We start from the raw sequence: 18,404 nt of genomic DNA on the forward strand, positions 1-18,404 counted from the left end.
TTGTTAACCCAACGCCGTGTGAGGTTGTTACTTAATTTGCATAAAAATTGTGACTTGTGCGACTTTTTTCGATCTGACTCGCAGATGTGGCGCGGCTTAACTCTCGGTGGGGTCGATATCCAGCGTCCATTTGACTTTGCGCGCGGCGGGCAGGGTGGTGACCAGCGGCAGTGAACTGCTCAGCAACTGCTGCAGCCGCTTGCGCGACGGATGCTGTAGCAGCAGTTGCCAGCGCCAGCGTCCGCTGCGCTTCGGTGCCAGCGCCGGCACCGGCCCCATCAGCCACATCGCCTCATCTTTGAGCGGGCTGGCTTCCAGCAGGTTACGCAGCTGCGTAAGGAACTCCGCCGCCTGCGCATTATCCAGATCTTCCGCGCGAAACAGTGCGTGGCTGGTCCACGGCGGCAGCTGCACAGACTGGCGCTCCAGCAGCGTCTGATCGGCAAACGCAAAATAGCCGCGATGCAGCAGCGTTTGCAGCAGTGGATGCTCCGGATGGTGCGTCTGCAGTAACACTTCGCCCTGCTTACCGGCGCGGCCGGCGCGGCCGGCGACCTGCGTGTAGAGCTGGGCAAAGCGCTCGGCGGCACGGAAATCGGCGGAAAACAGCGCGCCATCAACATCCAGCAGCGATACCAGCGTCACGTCCGGGAAGTGATGGCCTTTGGCCAGCATCTGCGTGCCGACCAGAATGCGCGCCCCGCCGCGATGCACATCGGCCAGATGCTGTTCCAGCGCGCCTTTGCGGCTGGTGGTATCGCGATCGATGCGCGACACCGGTACGCCAGGAAACAGCGTGCTGAGCTGCTGCTCCAGCTGTTCCGTGCCCACGCCGACCGGCAGCAGATGGGTTGAACCGCAGCCCGGACACTGATGCGGCAGCGGACGCTGGCTGTCGCAGTGGTGACAGCGCAGCTGACGATGCTGCTGATGCAGCGTGTAATAACTGTCGCAGCGCTGACACTCCGCCAGCCAGCCGCAGTCGTGGCACATCAGCGCCGGCGAAAAGCCGCGGCGATTGAGAAACAGCAGAACCTGATTATCCGCCTGCAGGTGCTGGCGCATCTTGCCCAGCAGCGCCGGCGCAAGACCGCCTTTCAGTTGCTGTCCCTTGAGATCGATTAGCTGCTGCAGCGCCGGTTTGGCGTTACCGGCGCGTTTGGTCAGGTTGAGCTGGCGATATTTGCCGACACGCACGTTGTGCAGCGTCTCCAGCGCCGGCGTCGCCGATCCCATCACAATCGGCACATCTTCTTCGTGAGCGCGGAATACCGCCAGATCGCGCGCCTGGTAGCGCCAGCCCTCCTGCTGTTTGTAGGAGCTGTCGTGTTCTTCATCAATGATGATCACGCCCGGCCGCGCCAGCGGTGTGAACAGCGCGGATCGTGTGCCGATGACGATGGCGGTCTCGCCGCTGCGCGCGCGCAACCAGACCGCCAGACGCTCGCTGTCATTGAGCGCCGAGTGCAGCACATCAATCGGCGCATCGAAGCGTTCACGGAAACGGGCGATGGTTTGCGGCGTCAGGCCAATTTCCGGCACCAGCACCAGCGCCTGTTTACCGCGCGCCAGCACATTCTCCAGCACGCTGAGATAGACCTCGGTTTTACCCGATCCGGTAATGCCTGCCAGCAGCCACGCGGCGTAATGTTCGTCCTCACTGCGAATGGCGCCCACCGCCATCGCCTGATCGGTATTCAGTCGCAGCCGTTCACCTTTCACCGCGAAACTGGCGCGCCAGTCGTGCTGCTGTGGCGCATGTTCGCGCAGGTCGCACAGCCCTTTGGCACGCAGTGCCTGGAGCGCGGCATCGGTAAAATCCTGCTCGCCGATCTGGTGACGATACAGCGGCCGCTGACGCAACGCCGCCAGCGCCTGCTGCTGTTTCGGCGCGCGCTTCAGGCTTTCCAGCGCCACTTCGCGTCCGGCGTCGTTGATCACCCACTGCCACAGCGGCGCTTCCTGGGCCGGCTTGCCCTGACGCAGCAGCACCGGCAGCGCATGGCTGAGCACTTCGCCGAGCGGAGAGTGATAGTAACCGGCGGCCCAGTTGAGGATGCGCCACAGCGCCGGCGAAAACAGCGAGCGGTCGTCGAGCAACGCATCAATCTGTTTCAGCTGGGCAAGGGGGAGATCGCTGGTGGCGCGCGTGCTAACCACGATGCCCGTCATTTTCCGGTTGCCGAACGGCACGCTCACGCGCGCGCCGGCCACCGGCTGCGGCGCATCGGCGGGCAGCAGGTAGTCAAACAGGCGAGGCAGCGGAACGGGCAGGGCAACCTGAACAACGGGCATGTCGATCTCTATCCGGTTCTGTAAAAAGGAGAAGTAGTGTACACGCTGGCGTCACCCCCGTCATACTTCAGCGCGCGGCGGCGCTGGCTGCAGGTGTTTATCCGGAGTGACAGAGCACGGCGCATTGCGCGGATTTGATCAATGCGCTCATTTTCTGTATACTATGTCGCCTTTGATGAGATGACTCGTCAAAGATACACCATTTATTAACCGCGTGTGGTGCTGTGCAGGTTCGCCTGGCACGGAGAGCGACACGGCCTTTTATGAGGTTCTCCCATGAAACAAGGTATTCACCCGAAATACGAAGCTGTGACCATCACCTGCTCTTGCGGCAACGTGATCAACACCCGTTCAACCATGACTGGTACCCTGAACCTGGACGTGTGCGGCAAATGCCACCCGTTCTACACCGGTAAGCAGCGTGTTGTTGACTCTGGTGGTCGTGTTGATCGCTTCAACAAGCGTTTCAGCATCCCAGGCAGCAAGAAATAAGATTATTTGCCGGCGAATCTTCACGATTCGGTTGCAAGAAAAAACCCAGCCTCGGCTGGGTTTTTTTATTTCTGGCCTTAGTATTCCCAACTGTCGGGATCGATGCCCATCTCACGCATAATCTGTTTTGCTTCTTCCGGAATCTCGTCGCTGCGCTCTTTACGCAGATCAACATCATTCGGCAGCGGTTGCCCGGTGAAGGCATGCAAAAAGGCTTCGCACAGCAGTTCGCTGTTGGTGGCGTGACGCAGATTGTTCACCTGACGGCGGGTACGCTCATCCGTTAAAATCTTCAGCACTTTCAGCGGGATAGAAACCGTAATCTTCTTAACCTGCTCGCTCTTCTTACCGTGTTCAGCGTAAGGGCTGATATATTCGCCGTTCCATTCAGCCATGGGTTACCTTAATCAATAAAAAGTTGAATATGGGGAAATCCGTTGATTATGCCCGATTTTTCGATGCCTGACCGCTTAAACTGCCGGTTTTATGCTTACACATCGCGTTTCACAGGAAAGCGCGCTGAACACCAGGCGATGACGCGTAATTTTAGCGGGTATTGCGGCTTTGCTCAATCTATACGCAAAGACATTTAGATGTCCAGATGTATTGACGTCCAGTTGCGGAATGTTATTCTGTTGCCACTTTTTTATTACACTTCAGGAACAGTAAGCACCATGACGCGTAAACAGGCAACCATCGCAGTACGCAGCGGTTTGAATGATGACGAGCAATATGGCTGCGTTGTCCCACCGATTCACCTCTCCAGCACCTATAACTTCCTCGATTTCAACGAGCCGCGCGCGCATGACTATTCACGCCGCGGTAACCCGACGCGCGATGTGGTCCAGCGCGCGCTGGCTGAGCTGGAAGGCGGCGCGGGCGCGGTGCTGACCAACACCGGGATGTCGGCGATTCATCTGGTGACGACGGTGTTCCTGAAGCCAGGCGATCTGCTGGTGGCGCCGCACGACTGCTACGGCGGCAGCTATCGTCTGTTTGACAGCCTGAGCAAGCGCGGCGCTTACCGCGTGAAGTTTGTCGATCAGGGCGATGAAGCGGCGCTGGCGGCGGCGCTGGCGGAAAAACCAAAGCTGGTGCTGGTCGAAAGCCCGAGCAATCCGCTGCTGCGCGTGGTGGACATTGCGGCCATCTGCGCCGCCGCGCGTGCTGCCGGGGCGGTGAGCGTAGTGGACAACACCTTCCTCAGCCCGGCGCTGCAGAACCCGCTGGCGCTGGGTGCCGACCTGGTGATCCACTCCTGCACCAAATACCTCAATGGTCACTCGGACGTGGTGGCCGGTGCGGTTATCGCTAAAGATCCGGCGCTGGTCACGGAACTCGCCTGGTGGGCGAATAACATTGGCGTCACCGGCGCGGCGTTTGACAGCTATCTGCTGCTGCGCGGCCTGCGCACCCTGGCACCGCGCATGGCGGCGGCGCAGCGTAACGCACTGGCGATTGTTGATTACCTGAAGCAACAACCGCTGGTGAAAAAGCTGTATCATCCGTCTCTGCCAGAGAACGCCGGACACCAGTTTGCCGCGCGTCAGCAGCGCGGTTTTGGCGCCATGCTCAGTTTTGAACTCGACGCCGATGAGGCGCGGCTGCGCCGCTTCCTGAAAGCGCTGCAGCTGTTTACGCTAGCGGAGTCGCTGGGCGGCGTGGAAAGTCTGATTTCGCATACCGCCACCATGACGCACGCCGGCATGTCGGCGGACGCGCGTGCCGCAGCGGGCATTTCCGACTCGCTGCTGCGTATTTCTGTCGGAATTGAAGATCACGAAGATTTAATCGCCGACCTGGATAATGCATTCAGGATCGCAGCCGAGGGGTAACCATGACGATTTCAGCAGGCGCGGGAACGCCGATCAAGCAGTTGCATAAATTTGGTGGCAGTAGCCTGGCCGACGCGCGCTGTTATCAGCGCGTCGCCGGTATCATGGCCGATTACAGCCAGCCGGGCGACTTAATGGTGGTCTCTGCCGCAGGCAGCACCACTAACCAGCTGATCAGCTGGCTCAAGCTGAGCCAGAGCGATCGCTTATCGGCCCATCAGGTGCAACAGGCGTTACGCCGTTTTCACAGCGAGCTGATCGCTGCACTGCTGCCTGCTGAATATGCAGAAACCCTGACCGCAGCCTTCATCCGCGATCTTGAACGCCTGGCGGCGCTGCTCGACGGCGCCATCACTGATGCGGTGTACGCCGAAGTGGTTGGCCACGGCGAAATCTGGTCGGCGCGCCTGATGGCGGCGGTGCTCAGCCAGCGCGATATCGAAGCGGCGTGGCTGGACGCACGCGACTTCCTGCGTGCCGAACGTGCGGCACAGCCGCAGGTAGATGAAGGCAAATCCTGGCCGCTGCTGCAGGCGCTGCTGGCGCAGCATCCGCATAAGCGTCTGGTGGTGACGGGTTTCATCAGCCGCAGCGAAGCGGGCGAAACCGTGCTGCTCGGCCGTAACGGCTCTGACTACTCGGCAACGCAGATTGGCGCGCTGGCGGGCGTGAACCGCGTCACCATCTGGAGCGACGTGGCTGGCGTTTACAGCGCGGACCCGCGCAAGGTCTCTGATGCCTGCCTGCTGCCGCTGCTGCGGCTGGATGAGGCCAGCGAGCTGGCCCGACTGGCGGCGCCGGTGCTGCACACGCGTACGCTGCAGCCGGTCTCCAACAGCGACATCGATTTACAGCTGCGCTGCAGCTATCAGCCGGAGCAGGGCTCAACGCGCATTGAGCGCGTGCTGGCGTCCGGCACCGGCGCGCGCATTGTCACCAGCCACGACGATGTCTGCCTGGTTGAGATTCAGATTCCTGATAGCCACGATTTTGCCACCCAGCAGAAAGAGATCGATCTGCTGCTGAAGCGCGCGCAGCTGCGTCCGCTGGCGATGGGTATCCATCCGGATCGTCGCCTGCTGCAGCTGTGTTACACCTCGGAAGTGGTCAACAGCGCCTTTAACCTGCTGCAGGACGCGGCGCTGCCCGGTCATCTGCAGCTGCGCGACGGTCTGGCGCTGGTGGCGCTGGTCGGCGCTGGCGTGACGCGTAATCCGCTGCACAGCCATCGCTTCTGGCAGCAGATCAAAGACCAGCCGGTCGAATTCGTCTGGCAGTCAGAAGATCACATCAGCCTGGTGGCGGTGCTACGCGTCGGACCGACCCAGCACCTGATTCAGGGACTGCACCAGTCGCTGTTCCGCGCCGAGAAGCGCATCGGCCTGATCCTGTTTGGCAAAGGCAATATCGGTTCACGCTGGCTGGAGCTGTTCGCGCGCGAGCAGGAGACGCTGTCGGCGCGTACCGGGTTTGAATTTGTGCTGGCGGGCGTGGCGGACAGTAGCCGCAGCCTGCTGAGCTATGACGGTCTCGACGCCAGCCGGGCGCTGGCCTTCTTTGATGATGAAGCCGAAGCGCGCGACGAAGAGTCGCTGTTCCTGTGGATGCGCGCACACCCGTTTGACGATCTGGTGGTGCTGGACGTCACCGCCAGTGATTCGCTGGCGCAGCAGTATCACGATTTTGCCAGCCACGGCTTCCACGTCATCAGCGCCAACAAAGTGGCCGGCGCTGCCAGCGGCCAGAGCTGGCGTCAGGTACGCGATGCCTTCGCCAAAACCGGCCGCCACTGGCTGTATAACGCGACCGTGGGTGCCGGACTGCCGGTCAATCATACGGTGCGCGACCTGCGTGAAAGCGGCGACAGCATTCTGGCGATCAGCGGTATCTTCTCCGGCACGCTGTCGTGGCTGTTCCTGCAGTTTGACGGCACGGTGCCGTTCAGCGAGCTGGTCGATCAGGCGTGGCAGCAGGGCTTGACCGAGCCCGACCCGCGCGTTGATCTCTCCGGTCAGGACGTGATGCGCAAACTGGTGATTCTGGCGCGCGAAGCCGGTTACGACATCGAACCGGATCAGGTGCGGGTTGAATCGCTGGTGCCGTCACAGTGCGAAGGCGAATCCATCGACCACTTCTTCGAAAACGCCGACGAGCTGAACGAGCAGATGCTGCAGCGCTTCGAAGCCGCACAGGAGATGGGGCTGGTGCTGCGCTACGTGGCGCGTTTCGATGCCAACGGTAAAGCGCGCGTCGGCGTGGAAGCGGTGCGTCCGGAGCATCCGCTGGCGGCGCTGCTGCCGTGCGATAACGTGTTTGCCATCGAAAGCCGCTGGTATCGCGACAATCCGCTGGTGATCCGCGGGCCGGGTGCCGGCCGGGATGTCACCGCCGGTGCGCTACAGTCTGATATCAATCGTCTCGCCCAACTGCTGTAAATCTGCTGCGCAGACGGCGTCTGCTGTCTGCGTTTTTCCCTCTGCTTCCCCGTCAGGTGAATCCCTTTCACTTTGGTTGAATATTTGTCACGCCCGGCAAGCAATTTTATGTTGACGCTAAGCTGAAGATCGTTCATTTTGTGCATCTGGACGTCTAAACGTATGGATGTTCGCGGTTCGCAAATTAATCGATATGTGATGATGAGGTAACAGGATGAGTTTCTTTCATGCCAATCAGCGCGAAGCGCTGAACCAGAGCCTGGCTGAGCTGAACGGGCAAATTAATGTCTCTTTTGAGTTTTTCCCGCCCCGCACCAGCGAAATGGAAGCAACCCTGTGGAACTCCATCGACCGCCTGAGCAGCCTGAAACCCAAATTCGTCTCGGTCACTTACGGAGCCAACTCCGGCGAGCGCGACCGCACTCACAGCATCATCAAAGGTATTAAAGAGCGCACCGGACTGGAAGCGGCACCGCATCTCACCTGTATTGATGCGACGCGCGATGAACTGCGCGCCATTGCGCGTGACTACTGGAATAACGGCATTCGCCATATCGTGGCGCTGCGCGGCGATTTACCACCGGGCGGCGGCAAACCGGACATGTACGGCAGCGATCTGGTGTCGCTGCTGAAAGAGGTCGGTGATTTCGACATCTCGGTAGCGGCCTATCCCGAAGTGCATCCGGAAGCGAAGAGTGCGCAGGCGGATCTGATCAACCTGAAGCGAAAAATTGATGCCGGCGCCAGTCGCGCGATTACCCAGTTTTTCTTCGACGTGGAGAGCTATCTGCGCTTTCGCGATCGCTGCGTGGCTACCGGTATCGACGTGGAGATCGTGCCGGGCATTCTGCCGGTCTCCAACTTTAAACAGCTGCAGCGTTTCGCCACCATGACCAACGTGCGCGTACCGGGCTGGATGAACGCCATGTTTGACGGGCTGGATGATGATGCGGAGACGCGCAAAATGGTCGGTGCCAACATCGCCATGGACATGGTGAAAATCCTGTCGCGCGAAGGGGTGAAGGACTTTCATTTCTACACGCTGAACCGCGCCGAGATGAGCTACGCTATCTGCCACACGCTGGGTGTTCGCCCGACGCTGGCGGCATAAGCGTGAAAGGATAAAAAAGAGAAGGGGGCCTCAGGGCCTAATGCTTGTCAGTTAAGCTTTTAAGAACGCCGCAGCGGGTAACGCTGCGGTTTCTTTTTTACCGCCCGCGGATAATGCCGCTGACGACGGCCGGGTAATACGAAGCTTCCCGCCATCGCCATTATTTCATTCATCACCTTCGGTATTCTTCCCGGTGCAACCGCAGGCAGCAGACTCAGCTGACCGCTCAGATACAACGCCGCCTGTTTAAAGCCCAGCTGATAAGGCTCCACATTTTTAAGGCTGTATGCCATCTGTGCCATCATAAAGCGCAGCAGGTTATACGCCAGTGCCACCCCCCACAGCTCCTGCTGCACCAGCTCCGGCTTTTTACTTCTCAGCGTCAGCTCATTATTCAGCAGGTGCTGCTTCATCTCCCTGAAGCCATGCTCGATTTCCCAGCGATGACCGTACAGGTCCACGATATCGGCTTTCGGATAGCGAAGCGGATCACACATGGACGTCAGTATCTGTACCGTTCTGCCGCCGGTTTCCTTACTGATAAGTCTTGCCGTCAGCTTGGCCGGTGCGCCGCTCCATTTTTTTCGCGCCTGCGGCGTCAGGCTCAGCTCAACCAGCTCATGTCCGGGACCCAGCCTCTCTTTTACCCGGTACTGAGCACCTTTTCGCAGCGGTATCATCCAGTGCTTTTCGGTGCCTGATGTCTGCCAGTGATGAAGGAGGCCCGGAGCATAGAAGCCCTTGTCCATTATCGTCAGGGAATGAGCAGGCGTCTGTGCCGCCAGCCGGGCGGCGAGCTCAACTTCGCTGGTTTCAGAGACGCTGCCGAAGGCAACGCCCGACAACAGGTGACTGGTGACCTCCATCTGACAGACCATGCGCAGCTGTGGCCAGTCAGAACGGGCGTGTTCATTGGCCGTGCGGCCGAATGCGGCGTCGTTTTCCGGCGTGTCCGGCGTTCGCCACAGCGTCCCGTCCACCGCCATCAGCGTGAGGCCGTTCCAGTGCGACATCGGTGTTTTTTCGAACCAGAGCTGGCGGGTCTTTTCAAAAACCAGGCGGACGGCTTCAGCCCCGAGCCGCTGACGTGCCTGCACAACCGCGCTGGGTGCGACGAAGGGACGTTTACCCGGGAGGACAATATCAAGGTGGGAAACGAGCTGATTCATGGAAAGAGAGCGGAAAAGCGCCATGCCGGTCACGGCCCATACCATCATTTCCATGGGCAGACGGCGCTTTCGCACCGTGACAACCCCGGTATCCGCCAGGCATTCATCAATAAGCTCAGGTGAAAGCAGGTCAGAAAGCGCAGAAAACTCTTTCGGAGAGAACTTAAGAACAGCATCAAGGGCCTGGCTGAGGAGCATAAAAAAATCCGTAATCATCCATGAGAGATTACGGATTTTCACACAGCGACCGGATCGTTCAACCGATCATTTTTGTCTTAACTGATCGGCATTAGGCCTCAGGGCCCCCTTTTTGCTGTGCGAGGCGTGATGCGCCGCCAGCCGTTAGCCGGTGTTACGCATGCCGGCCGCGACGCCAGCGATAGTGACCATCAGCGCCTGTTCTACGCGCGCATCAGGTTCGTCGCCGCGCTCTTCCTGCGCACGCGCACGCTGCAGCAGTTCCGCCTGCAGCACGTTGAGCGGATCGGTGTAGACGTTACGCAGCGCAATGGATTCGGCGATCCACGGCTGGTCCGCCATCAGATGCGCATCGTTCGCGATGGTCAGCACCGCTTTGATGTCGGCATCGAGCTGATCGCGCAGCTGTTTGCCGAGCGGCCACAGCGATTTATCCACCAGACGCTGATCGTAATACTCCGCCAGCCACAGGTCAGCCTTCGAGAACACCATCTCCAGCATGCCGAGGCGCGTGGCGAAGAACGGCCATTCGCTGCACATGGTTTCCAGCTGATCCTGATGGCCTTCGTCCATCGCTTTCTGCAGCGCCGCGCCGGCCCCCAGCCACGCGGGCAGCATCAGGCGGTTCTGCGTCCAGGCGAAGATCCACGGAATGGCGCGCAGCGACTCTACGCCGCCGGTCGGACGCCGTTTCGCCGGGCGCGACCCGAGCGGCAGTTTGCCCAGCTCCTGCTCTGGCGTCGCCGAGCGGAAGTAGGGAACGAAGTCCGGATTTTCACGCACATAGCCGCGATACATGGCGCACGAATAGGCTGACAGGCCGTTCATGATCTCCTGCCATTCGCGTTTTGGCTCTGGCGGTGGCAGCAGGTTGGCTTCCAGAATCGCCCCGGTGTAAAGCGACAGGCTGGCGATGGTGACTTCCGGCAGACCATATTTGAAGCGGATCATTTCGCCCTGTTCGGTCACGCGCAGGCCGCCTTTCAGGCTGCCTGGCGGCTGTGACAGCAGGGCTGCATGCGCCGGTGCGCCACCGCGGCCAATCGAACCGCCGCGTCCGTGGAACAGCGTCAGGGTAATGCCGGCTTTGTCGCAGGTTTTAATCAGTGCATCCTGGGCCTGATACTGCGCCCAGCTGGCTGCCATCACGCCGGCATCTTTTGCCGAGTCGGAATAGCCAATCATCACCATCTGTTTGCCGTTGATGAAGCCGCGATACCAGTCGATATTCAGCAGCTGGCTCATCACGTCATTGGCGTTGTTGAGGTCGTCGAGGGTTTCAAACAGCGGTGCCACCGGCATTGCGTAAGGGATACCGGCCTCTTTCAGCAGCAGATGCACCGCCAGCACGTCAGACGGCGTTTTGGCCATCGAAATCACATAGGCGGCAATCGAGCCCTGCGGCGCTTCTGCCGCCACTTTGCAGGTATCCAGCACTTCACGCGTGTTGTCGCTGGGCTCCCACTGCCGCGGCAGCAGCGGCCGCTTGGAATTCAGTTCACGGATCAGGAACGCCTGCTTGTCGGCTTCCGACCAGCTTTCGTAGTCGCCCAGTCCGAGATAGCGCGTTACTTCGGCAATCGCTTCGGTGTGGCGGGTGCTCTCCTGACGGATATCGATACGCACCAGCGGCACGCCGAAGCATTTCACGCGGCGCAGCGTATCCAGCAGCTGGCCGTTGGCGATGATGCCCATGCCGCACTGCTGCAGCGACTGGTAAATAGCAAACAGCGGCTGCCACAGCTGATCGTTAGAGACCAGCAGATCGGCCGGACGCGGCAGGCGCTCACCCTTCAGACGGCGCTCCAGATAGCTCTGGGTGCTCATCAGCTGGCTGCGGATACGCTTCAGAATCACACGATACGGCTCCAGCGCCTCCGCATCGCCACACAGTTCGCGCACTTCGTCGCTGCACTCGGACATCGACAGCTCGGACACCAGCACGCCGATGTCGCGCAGGAACAGGTCGGCGGCTTTCCAGCGGCTTAGCTGCATCACGTGGCGGGTAATCGGTGCGGTGACGTTCGGGTTACCGTCACGGTCGCCGCCCATCCACGAGGTAAATTTGATTGGCACAAAATCCACCGGCAGCTGGATGCCGAAGCTCTCTTCCACCTGCTGGTTCAGCTCGCGCAGAAACGCCGGTACGCCTTCCCACAGGCTGTTCTCCACCACCGCGAAGCCCCATTTGGCTTCATCTACCGGCGTCGGGCGATATTTACGGATCTCATCGGTGTGCCACGCCTGCGCCACCAGCTGACGCAGACGGCGCATGACCTGGTTGCGTTCGTAGTCGGTGATGTCGCTGTGGTCGAGCTGTTGCAGACAGCTGTTCACTTCGCCCAGCTTGTGGATCAGCGTGCGGCGGGTAATTTCGGTCGGGTGGGCGGTGAGTACCAGCTCCAGCGACAGCTCCTCAATCGCCTGGCGGATGGCCGGCTCGCTGAGATCGCTCTGCTGCTTCAGGCGCTCGAAGGTCTTTTTCAGCAGCTCCGGATGGTTAGCACCGTCGCCGCTGCGCGAAATGGTTTGATACTGTTCTGCCACGTTGGTGAGGTTAAGGAACTGGCTGAACGCGCGTGCCACCGGCAGCAGCTCGTCGTTAGACAGGTTTTGCAGCGTGGAGAGCAGTTCCTTACGATGAGTGTCATTTCCTGCACGGGATGACTTAGAGAGCTTGCGGATGGTCTCCACCCGATCGAGGATGTTCTCTCCCAGTGCATCCTTTATCGTATCCCCGAGCAGTTTGCCGAGCATACTGACATTACTTCGCATTGCGGAATATTGTTCGTTCATGTGACCCTGACACCCTTATCGTCTTAAATATAAAACCTCTATACCCAACGGGCATAACATCGTCTTTTATCTAGCCACGGTTCTTCCTGTTCGTCAATTGACTTAAATTGCCGGTATCGTGCTGCTAACTATCGGAAATTCATCGAATTTAATTGACAGGAGGTGGGATAAGTTATTCTTATTATCAAATCCCGGATAATGACGGGGCAATTTGCTGATTTCGCAGTGAAATGCCCCATCTTTTAATCATCAATGGCAAAAATGCTGCACAACCTGAGTGATAAGCGCATGAGTCGGCTTAATAAATGCGGTATCAATGAACTCGTCTGGCTGATGCGCCTGATTGATGGATCCAGGCCCTAACACTAGCGTCGGGCACAACTGCTGGATAAACGGCGCTTCGGTGCAGTAATTCACCACTTCTGTCGGCACGCCCAGCAGCTTCTCCACCACTTTGACCAGTTCATGATCGGCCGGGCATTCGTAACCGGGAATCGGCGGATGCAGCTCACCGACAGTCAGACGGCCCGGCCAGCGCGCGCTCACCGGTGCCAGCGCTTCATTGAGTAAACCGTCGAGATCGCTCAGCGTCAGTCCCGGCAGCGGACGGATATCCATATGCAGCTCACAGCAGGCGCAGATGCGGTTCGCCGCGTCGCCGCCGTGGATATGGCCAAAGTTCATGGTCGGATAGGGAATGGCGAAGCCGTCGTGGTGATAGCGCTCTTTCAGCGTATTACGCAGCTGCATCAACTGAGTAATGGATTCATGCATCAGCTCGATCGCGTTCACGCCGCGTGCCGGATCGCTGGAATGACCGGACTGACCCTGAATGCGGATGGCGTGCGACAGATGGCCTTTATGGGCGCGCACCGGTTTCAGCGACGTCGGTTCGCCGATGATGGCGCAGTCCGGCCGCAGCTGGGTCGATTCAGAGAAGTATTTCGCGCCGGCCATCGTGGTCTCTTCATCGGCGGTGGCAAGGATGTACAGCGGTTTGCTGAGCTTCGTCACGTCAACGTCACGCAGCGCATCAAGAATAAAGGCAAAGAAGCCTTTCATGTCGGCGGTGCCTAAGCCGTACAGCTTGTTGTCGTGTTCGGTCAGGGTAAAGGGATCGCGCGTCCAGCGGCCGTCGTCATACGGCACGGTGTCGGTATGGCCCGCCAGCAGCAGGCCACCTGTGCCGCTGCCGCTGCGCGCCAGCAGGTTGAATTTATGGCGCGTACCCGGCACCGGCTGGACTTCCACGCTGAAGCCGAGATCGCGGAACCAGCCCGCCAGCAAATTGATTAAAGTTTCATTGCTCTGATCCAGCGCGCTGTCGGTGGCGCTGATCGACGGTGTTGCAATCAGCTGGCGGTAGAGTTCGATAAAAGGTGGAATTTTTGTCTTCACTGTTGACGGTCCCTGGGTTAGGATGTATCAATATTAATGCATTAATAGTGAATAAAAATACATTAACGTCGTCTGCATGTGAACTGAAAAAAGCTGCAAACGGCATCGTGGGCAACGGGGCAATGCCGCGACCCGATACGTGTGACTGTAATAAGGTATACAGCCTGATGTTGAATACGCTGATCGTTGGTGCCAGTGGTTATGCTGGCGTAGAGCTTGCCACCTACCTGAATCGCCACCCGCATATGAACATAACCGCTTTGGCGGTTTCAGCGCAAAGCCCGGATGCCGGAAAGTTACTCTCCGATCTCCATCCGCAGCTGAAAGGCAGGGTCGATTTGCCATTGCAGCCGCTGGGTGATGCCGCAGAGTGGGCCGGCAAGGTCGATGTGGTGTTCCTCGCCACCGCGCACGAAGTCAGCCACGATCTGGCCCCGGAATTCCTGAAAGCCGGCTGCGTGGTGTTCGACCTCTCAGGTGCGTTCCGCGTTAACGACGACGGCTTTTATCAACAGTATTACGGTTTCAGCCATCAGCACCAGGCGTGGCTCGACAAAGCCGTTTACGGCCTGGCCGAATGGAACCACGAGCAGATTAAAGACGCGCAGCTGGTGGCGGTACCGGGTTGCTATCCGACCGCCGCGCAGCTGGCGCTTAAGCCGCTGATTAAGGCTGGCCTGCTTAATCCGGCTCAGTGGCCGGTCATCAATGCCACCAGTGGCGTCAGCGGTGCCGGGCGTAAAGCCAGTGTCACCACCAGCTTCTGTGAAGTCAGCCTGCAGCCGTACGGTCTCTTCAATCACCGTCACCATCCGGAGATTGTGGCCCATCTCGGCACGCCGGTGATCTTCACGCCGCATCTCGGTAATTTCCCGCGCGGCATTCTGGAAACCATCACCTGTCGTCTGAACGCCGGCGTGAGCCAGCAGGATGTGGCGGCGGCGTACCACAGCGCTTACCACGACAAACCGCTGGTGCGGCTGTACGACAAAGGCGTACCGGCGCTGAAAGGGGTGGTTGGCCTGCCGTTCTGCGATATCGGCTTTGCCGTGCATGGCGAGCACCTGATTGTTGTCGCAGCGGAAGACAACCTGCTGAAAGGCGCCTCCTCACAGGCGGTGCAGTGTCTCAATATTCGTTTCGGCTTCCCCGAAACGCTGTCTCTGATTTAACGGACGGATAACCTGACCATGAGCAATCCTCTGATCATTAAGCTGGGCGGCGTACTGCTGGATAGCGAAGAAGCGCTGGCGCGTCTGTTTGATGCCCTGCTGGCGTACCGCACGCAGTATCAGCGTCCGCTGATCATCGTCCACGGCGGTGGCTGCCTGGTGGACGAGCTGATGAAGAAACTGGCGCTGCCGGTGAAAAAGAAGAACGGTTTGCGCGTGACGCCAGCCGATCAGATCGACATTATTACCGGTGCGCTGGCCGGCACCGCCAACAAAACGCTGCTGGCATGGGCGAAGAAGTACGGCATTGGCGCAGTGGGTTTATGCCTCGGCGATGCCGGCCTGGTGAACGTGGCACAGTTCGATGAGGAGCTGGGGCATGTCGGCAACGCCACGCCGGGTAATCCGCAGCTGATCAATACGCTGCTGGATGCAGGCTATATGCCGGTGATCAGCTCGATTGGCATCACCGACGGCGGCGAACTGATGAACGTCAACGCCGACCAGGCCGCGACCGCGCTGGCGGCGACGATCGGTGCCGATCTGGTACTGCTGTCAGACGTCAGCGGTATTCTCGACGGCAAAGGTCAGCGCATCGCCGAGATGACTGCAGCCAAAGCCGAGCAGCTGATTGCCCAGGGCATTATTACCGATGGCATGATTGTGAAAGTGCATGCGGCGCTCGACGCGGCGCGTACGCTGGGCCGCCCGGTGGATATTGCCAGCTGGCGTCATGCTGAACAGCTGCCAACCCTTTTCAACGGCGTGTCGATTGGCACCCGGATTCTCGCATAATCAAGGATTACGACATGAGCACGCAAAACATCAAAAAAATCGTTCTGGCTTACTCGGGCGGTCTGGATACCTCGGCCATCATTCCCTGGCTGAAAGAGAACTACGGTGGTTGTGAAGTGGTGGCGTTCGTGGCCAACATTGGTCAGGATCCGGCCGATCTGGAAGGCGTAGAGAAGAAAGCGCTGCAGTCGGGCGCGTCTGAGTGCCACGTGGTCGATCTGCGTGAAGAGTTTATCAGCGAATACGTTTACCCGGTGCTGCAGACCGGTGCGCTGTACGAAGGCACCTATCTGCTGGGCACCTCGATGGCGCGTCCTGTCATCGCCAAAGCGCAGGTTGAACTGGCGCTGAAAGTGGGCGCAGACGCGCTGTGCCACGGCGCAACCGGTAAAGGCAACGATCAGGTGCGTTTCGAAACCACCTATACCGCGCTGGCACCGCAGCTTAAAGTGGTGGCGCCATGGCGTGAGTGGAACCTGCGTTCGCGTGAAGCGCTGCTGGATTACCTGAAAGAGCGCAATATCCCGACCACCGCGTCGCTGGAAAAAATCTACAGCCGTGATGAGAACGCCTGGCACATCTCGACCGAAGGTGGCGTGCTGGAGAGCCCGTGGAACGCGCCAAACAAAGATTGCTGGGTGTGGACCGTCGATCCGCTGGAAGCGCCGGATCAGCCAGAAAACGTCACCGTCAGCGTGGAGAAAGGCCAGGTTGTTGCGGTGAACGGTGAGAAACTGAGCCCGTTCCAGTGTCTGGAAAAACTCAATGCGCTGGGAGCGAAACACGGCGTGGGCCGGATTGATATCGTGGAAAACCGTCTGGTGGGCATCAAATCACGCGGCTGCTACGAAACCCCTGGCGGCACCATCATGGTTAACGCGCTGCGTGCGGTTGAGCAGCTGGTACTGGATCGCGACAGCTTTAAATGGCGTGAACAGCTGGGTCAGGAGATGTCTTACGTGGTGTATGACGGCCGCTGGTTCGCACCGCTGCGTCAGTCAATCCAGGCCGCTGCCGCATCGCTGGCAGAGCTGGTGAACGGTGAAGTGGTACTGCAGCTGTATAAAGGCCAGGCCACGGCGATCCAGAAAAAATCGGCGAACAGCCTGTACTCAGAAGAGTTTGCCACCTTCGGCGAAGACGAAGTGTACGATCACCGTCACGCGGGCGGCTTTATCCGTCTGTTCTCGCTCTCTTCACGCATTCGCGCGCTGAACGAGCAGAAGAAGTAATACCGGCGGCAGGCGACATATTTTGCAGGGGCGGCTTCGGGCCGCCCTTTGTTTAACAGATTCAGGAGCAAGCAGATGGCACTTTGGGGCGGACGTTTTTCACAGGCGGCAGATCAACGGTTTAAACAGTTCAACGATTCACTGCGGTTTGACTACCGCCTGGCGGAGCAGGACATCATCGGTTCGGTGGCCTGGTCAAAAGCGCTGGTAACGGTAAACGTGCTGAGCAGTGAAGAGCAGCAGCAGCTGGAAGCCGCGCTGAATGCGCTGCTGGAAGAGGTTCGCGCCAACCCGCAGCAGATTCTGCAGAGCGATGCCGAGGATATTCACAGCTGGGTGGAAGGCAAGCTGATCGATAAAGTCGGCGCGCTGGGCAAAAAGCTGCACACCGGGCGCAGCCGTAACGACCAGGTGGCGACCGATCTCAAACTGTGGTGTAAAACGCAGGTGGCACTGCTGCTGGAAGCTACGCGCGAGCTGCAGTCAGCGCTGGTAGCCACGGCTGAAGCCAATCAGGATGCCGTGATGCCGGGCTACACCCACCTGCAGCGGGCGCAGCCGGTGACGTTTGCCCACTGGTGTCTGGCCTACGTTGAGATGCTGGCGCGCGACGAGAGCCGTCTGCAGGATACGCTGAAGCGGCTGGATGTCAGCCCGCTGGGCTGCGGCGCGCTGGCCGGTACTGCTTATGAGATCGACCGTGAGCAGCTGGCCGGCTGGCTCGGCTTCGCCTCTGCCACGCGTAACAGCCTGGATACCGTGTCCGACCGCGATCACGTGCTGGAGCTGCTGTCTGATGCCTCGATTGGCATGGTGCACCTGTCGCGCTTCGCTGAAGACATGATCTTCTTCAACACAGGTGAAGCCGGCTTTATTGAGCTGTCCGATAAAGTGACGTCGGGCTCATCGCTGATGCCGCAGAAGAAAAATCCGGACGCGCTGGAGCTGATCCGCGGCAAGTGCGGTCGCGTGCAGGGCGCACTGACCGGCATGATGATGACGCTGAAAGGGCTGCCGCTGGCGTACAACAAAGATATGCAGGAAGACAAAGAAGGGCTGTTCGATGCGCTCGATACCTGGCTTGACTGCCTGCATATGTCAGCGCTGGTGCTGGACGGCATTCAGGTGAAGCGTCCGCGCTGTCAGGAAGCCGCCGAGCAGGGTTACGCCAACTCGACCGAACTGGCCGATTATCTGGTAGCCAAAGGCGTGCCGTTCCGCGAAGCGCACCACATTGTCGGCGAAACCGTGGTGGAAGCGATCAAACAAGGCGTCGCGCTGGAAGCATTAAGTCTGGCGCAGCTTAAGCAGTTTAGCGCGGCGATCGGGGAAGATGTTTATCCGGTGCTGTCGCTGCAGTCTTGTCTCGATAAGCGTAACGCGCGCGGCGGCGTCGCACCACAGCAGGTGGCGCTGGCGATTGGCGAAGCGAAGCAGCGCTTAAACCTGGCGTAATGCGCGCCAGGAAATTTCTTT

At 59.3% G+C, this 18,404-nt stretch carries 13 protein-coding genes; 8 read left to right on the plus strand and 5 right to left on the minus strand.

The annotated features are described in order from the left end of the window. Positions 1-96: 96 nt before the first annotated feature. The gene (gene priA, locus AC6I7J_RS00560; protein WP_211724990.1) at positions 97-2,295 is read right to left on the minus strand and encodes a primosomal protein N'; all 2,199 of its coding nucleotides are present in this window, start codon (positions 2,293-2,295) and stop codon (positions 97-99) included. Positions 2,296-2,571: 276 nt separating this feature from the next. Between priA and rpmE the strand changes: the two genes are divergently transcribed. After that, entirely contained in the window at positions 2,572-2,787 is a 216-nt protein-coding gene (gene rpmE / locus AC6I7J_RS00565; protein WP_021506837.1) for a 50S ribosomal protein L31, read from the plus strand. Positions 2,788-2,864: 77 nt separating this feature from the next. Here the strand turns inward: rpmE and metJ are convergent, their stop codons facing one another. Beyond that, on the minus strand, positions 2,865-3,182 hold the full coding sequence (gene metJ / locus AC6I7J_RS00570; RefSeq protein ID WP_007885403.1) for a met regulon transcriptional regulator MetJ: 318 nt from the start codon (positions 3,180-3,182) through the stop codon (positions 2,865-2,867). A gap of 279 nt (positions 3,183-3,461) precedes the next feature. On the opposite strand from metJ, the gene metB reads away from it, so the two are divergent. The 3 genes from metB (at position 3,462) to metF (ending at position 8,168) form a co-directional block, all read left to right on the plus strand. Then, positions 3,462-4,622 carry a cystathionine gamma-synthase gene (gene metB, locus AC6I7J_RS00575; RefSeq protein WP_021506836.1) on the plus strand — a complete coding sequence of 387 codons (1,161 nt, stop codon included), beginning with the start codon at positions 3,462-3,464 and terminating at the stop codon, positions 4,620-4,622. A gap of 2 nt (positions 4,623-4,624) precedes the next feature. Then, a complete protein-coding gene (locus AC6I7J_RS00580; RefSeq protein ID WP_021506835.1) occupies positions 4,625-7,057 on the plus strand; it encodes a bifunctional aspartate kinase/homoserine dehydrogenase II in 2,433 nt (810 codons plus the stop codon). A 214-nt stretch (positions 7,058-7,271) separates the two neighbouring features. Further along, positions 7,272-8,168, plus strand: coding sequence for a methylenetetrahydrofolate reductase (gene metF / locus AC6I7J_RS00585; protein ID WP_021506834.1), 897 nt, complete (start codon positions 7,272-7,274; stop codon positions 8,166-8,168). A gap of 59 nt (positions 8,169-8,227) precedes the next feature. On the opposite strand, the gene AC6I7J_RS00590 is transcribed toward metF, so the two are convergent. The 3 genes from AC6I7J_RS00590 to argE all read right to left on the minus strand — a co-directional run bounded on the left by AC6I7J_RS00590 (position 8,228) and on the right by argE (position 13,729). Then, entirely contained in the window at positions 8,228-9,535 is a 1,308-nt protein-coding gene (locus AC6I7J_RS00590) for an IS4 family transposase (protein ID WP_498007218.1), read from the minus strand. Positions 9,536-9,679: 144 nt separating this feature from the next. Then, the gene (ppc, locus tag AC6I7J_RS00595) at positions 9,680-12,331 is read right to left on the minus strand and encodes a phosphoenolpyruvate carboxylase (RefSeq protein WP_031279588.1); all 2,652 of its coding nucleotides are present in this window, start codon (positions 12,329-12,331) and stop codon (positions 9,680-9,682) included. A gap of 249 nt (positions 12,332-12,580) precedes the next feature. Further along, the gene (gene argE, locus AC6I7J_RS00600; RefSeq protein ID WP_498006496.1) at positions 12,581-13,729 is read right to left on the minus strand and encodes an acetylornithine deacetylase; all 1,149 of its coding nucleotides are present in this window, start codon (positions 13,727-13,729) and stop codon (positions 12,581-12,583) included. Between the two features lie 167 nt (positions 13,730-13,896). On the opposite strand from argE, the gene argC reads away from it, so the two are divergent. The 4 genes from argC (at position 13,897) to argH (ending at position 18,383) form a co-directional block, all read left to right on the plus strand. Beyond that, positions 13,897-14,901, plus strand: a complete 1,005-nt coding sequence (argC, locus tag AC6I7J_RS00605) for an N-acetyl-gamma-glutamyl-phosphate reductase (RefSeq protein WP_498006498.1) — start codon at positions 13,897-13,899, stop codon at positions 14,899-14,901. Positions 14,902-14,919: 18 nt separating this feature from the next. After that, the gene (gene argB / locus AC6I7J_RS00610; RefSeq protein ID WP_058775576.1) at positions 14,920-15,696 is read left to right on the plus strand and encodes an acetylglutamate kinase; all 777 of its coding nucleotides are present in this window, start codon (positions 14,920-14,922) and stop codon (positions 15,694-15,696) included. A 14-nt stretch (positions 15,697-15,710) separates the two neighbouring features. Next, complete coding sequence (locus AC6I7J_RS00615; RefSeq protein ID WP_498006501.1) at positions 15,711-16,928, plus strand: argininosuccinate synthase; 1,218 nt, start codon at positions 15,711-15,713, stop codon at positions 16,926-16,928. Positions 16,929-17,003: 75 nt separating this feature from the next. Then, positions 17,004-18,383, plus strand: a complete 1,380-nt coding sequence (gene argH / locus AC6I7J_RS00620) for an argininosuccinate lyase (protein ID WP_058758137.1) — start codon at positions 17,004-17,006, stop codon at positions 18,381-18,383. The last annotated feature ends 21 nt before the right edge of the window (positions 18,384-18,404 follow it).

The sequence above is a fragment of the Type-C symbiont of Plautia stali genome, assembly GCF_059730935.1.

What these genes read in the sequence shown, in the direction of transcription:
- priA (WP_211724990.1), bottom strand. Translation starts at nt 2,295, where the DNA reads ATGCCCGTTGTTCAGGTTGCCCTGCCCGTTCCGCTGCCTCGCCTGTTT.
- rpmE (WP_021506837.1), top strand. Translation starts at nt 2,572, where the DNA reads ATGAAACAAGGTATTCACCCGAAATACGAAGCTGTGACCATCACCTGC.
- metJ (WP_007885403.1), bottom strand. Translation starts at nt 3,182, where the DNA reads ATGGCTGAATGGAACGGCGAATATATCAGCCCTTACGCTGAACACGGT.
- metB (WP_021506836.1), top strand. Translation starts at nt 3,462, where the DNA reads ATGACGCGTAAACAGGCAACCATCGCAGTACGCAGCGGTTTGAATGAT.
- AC6I7J_RS00580 (WP_021506835.1), top strand. Translation starts at nt 4,625, where the DNA reads ATGACGATTTCAGCAGGCGCGGGAACGCCGATCAAGCAGTTGCATAAA.
- metF (WP_021506834.1), top strand. Translation starts at nt 7,272, where the DNA reads ATGAGTTTCTTTCATGCCAATCAGCGCGAAGCGCTGAACCAGAGCCTG.
- AC6I7J_RS00590 (WP_498007218.1), bottom strand. Translation starts at nt 9,535, where the DNA reads ATGCTCCTCAGCCAGGCCCTTGATGCTGTTCTTAAGTTCTCTCCGAAA.
- ppc (WP_031279588.1), bottom strand. Translation starts at nt 12,331, where the DNA reads ATGAACGAACAATATTCCGCAATGCGAAGTAATGTCAGTATGCTCGGC.
- argC (WP_498006498.1), top strand. Translation starts at nt 13,897, where the DNA reads ATGTTGAATACGCTGATCGTTGGTGCCAGTGGTTATGCTGGCGTAGAG.
- argB (WP_058775576.1), top strand. Translation starts at nt 14,920, where the DNA reads ATGAGCAATCCTCTGATCATTAAGCTGGGCGGCGTACTGCTGGATAGC.
- AC6I7J_RS00615 (WP_498006501.1), top strand. Translation starts at nt 15,711, where the DNA reads ATGAGCACGCAAAACATCAAAAAAATCGTTCTGGCTTACTCGGGCGGT.
- argH (WP_058758137.1), top strand. Translation starts at nt 17,004, where the DNA reads ATGGCACTTTGGGGCGGACGTTTTTCACAGGCGGCAGATCAACGGTTT.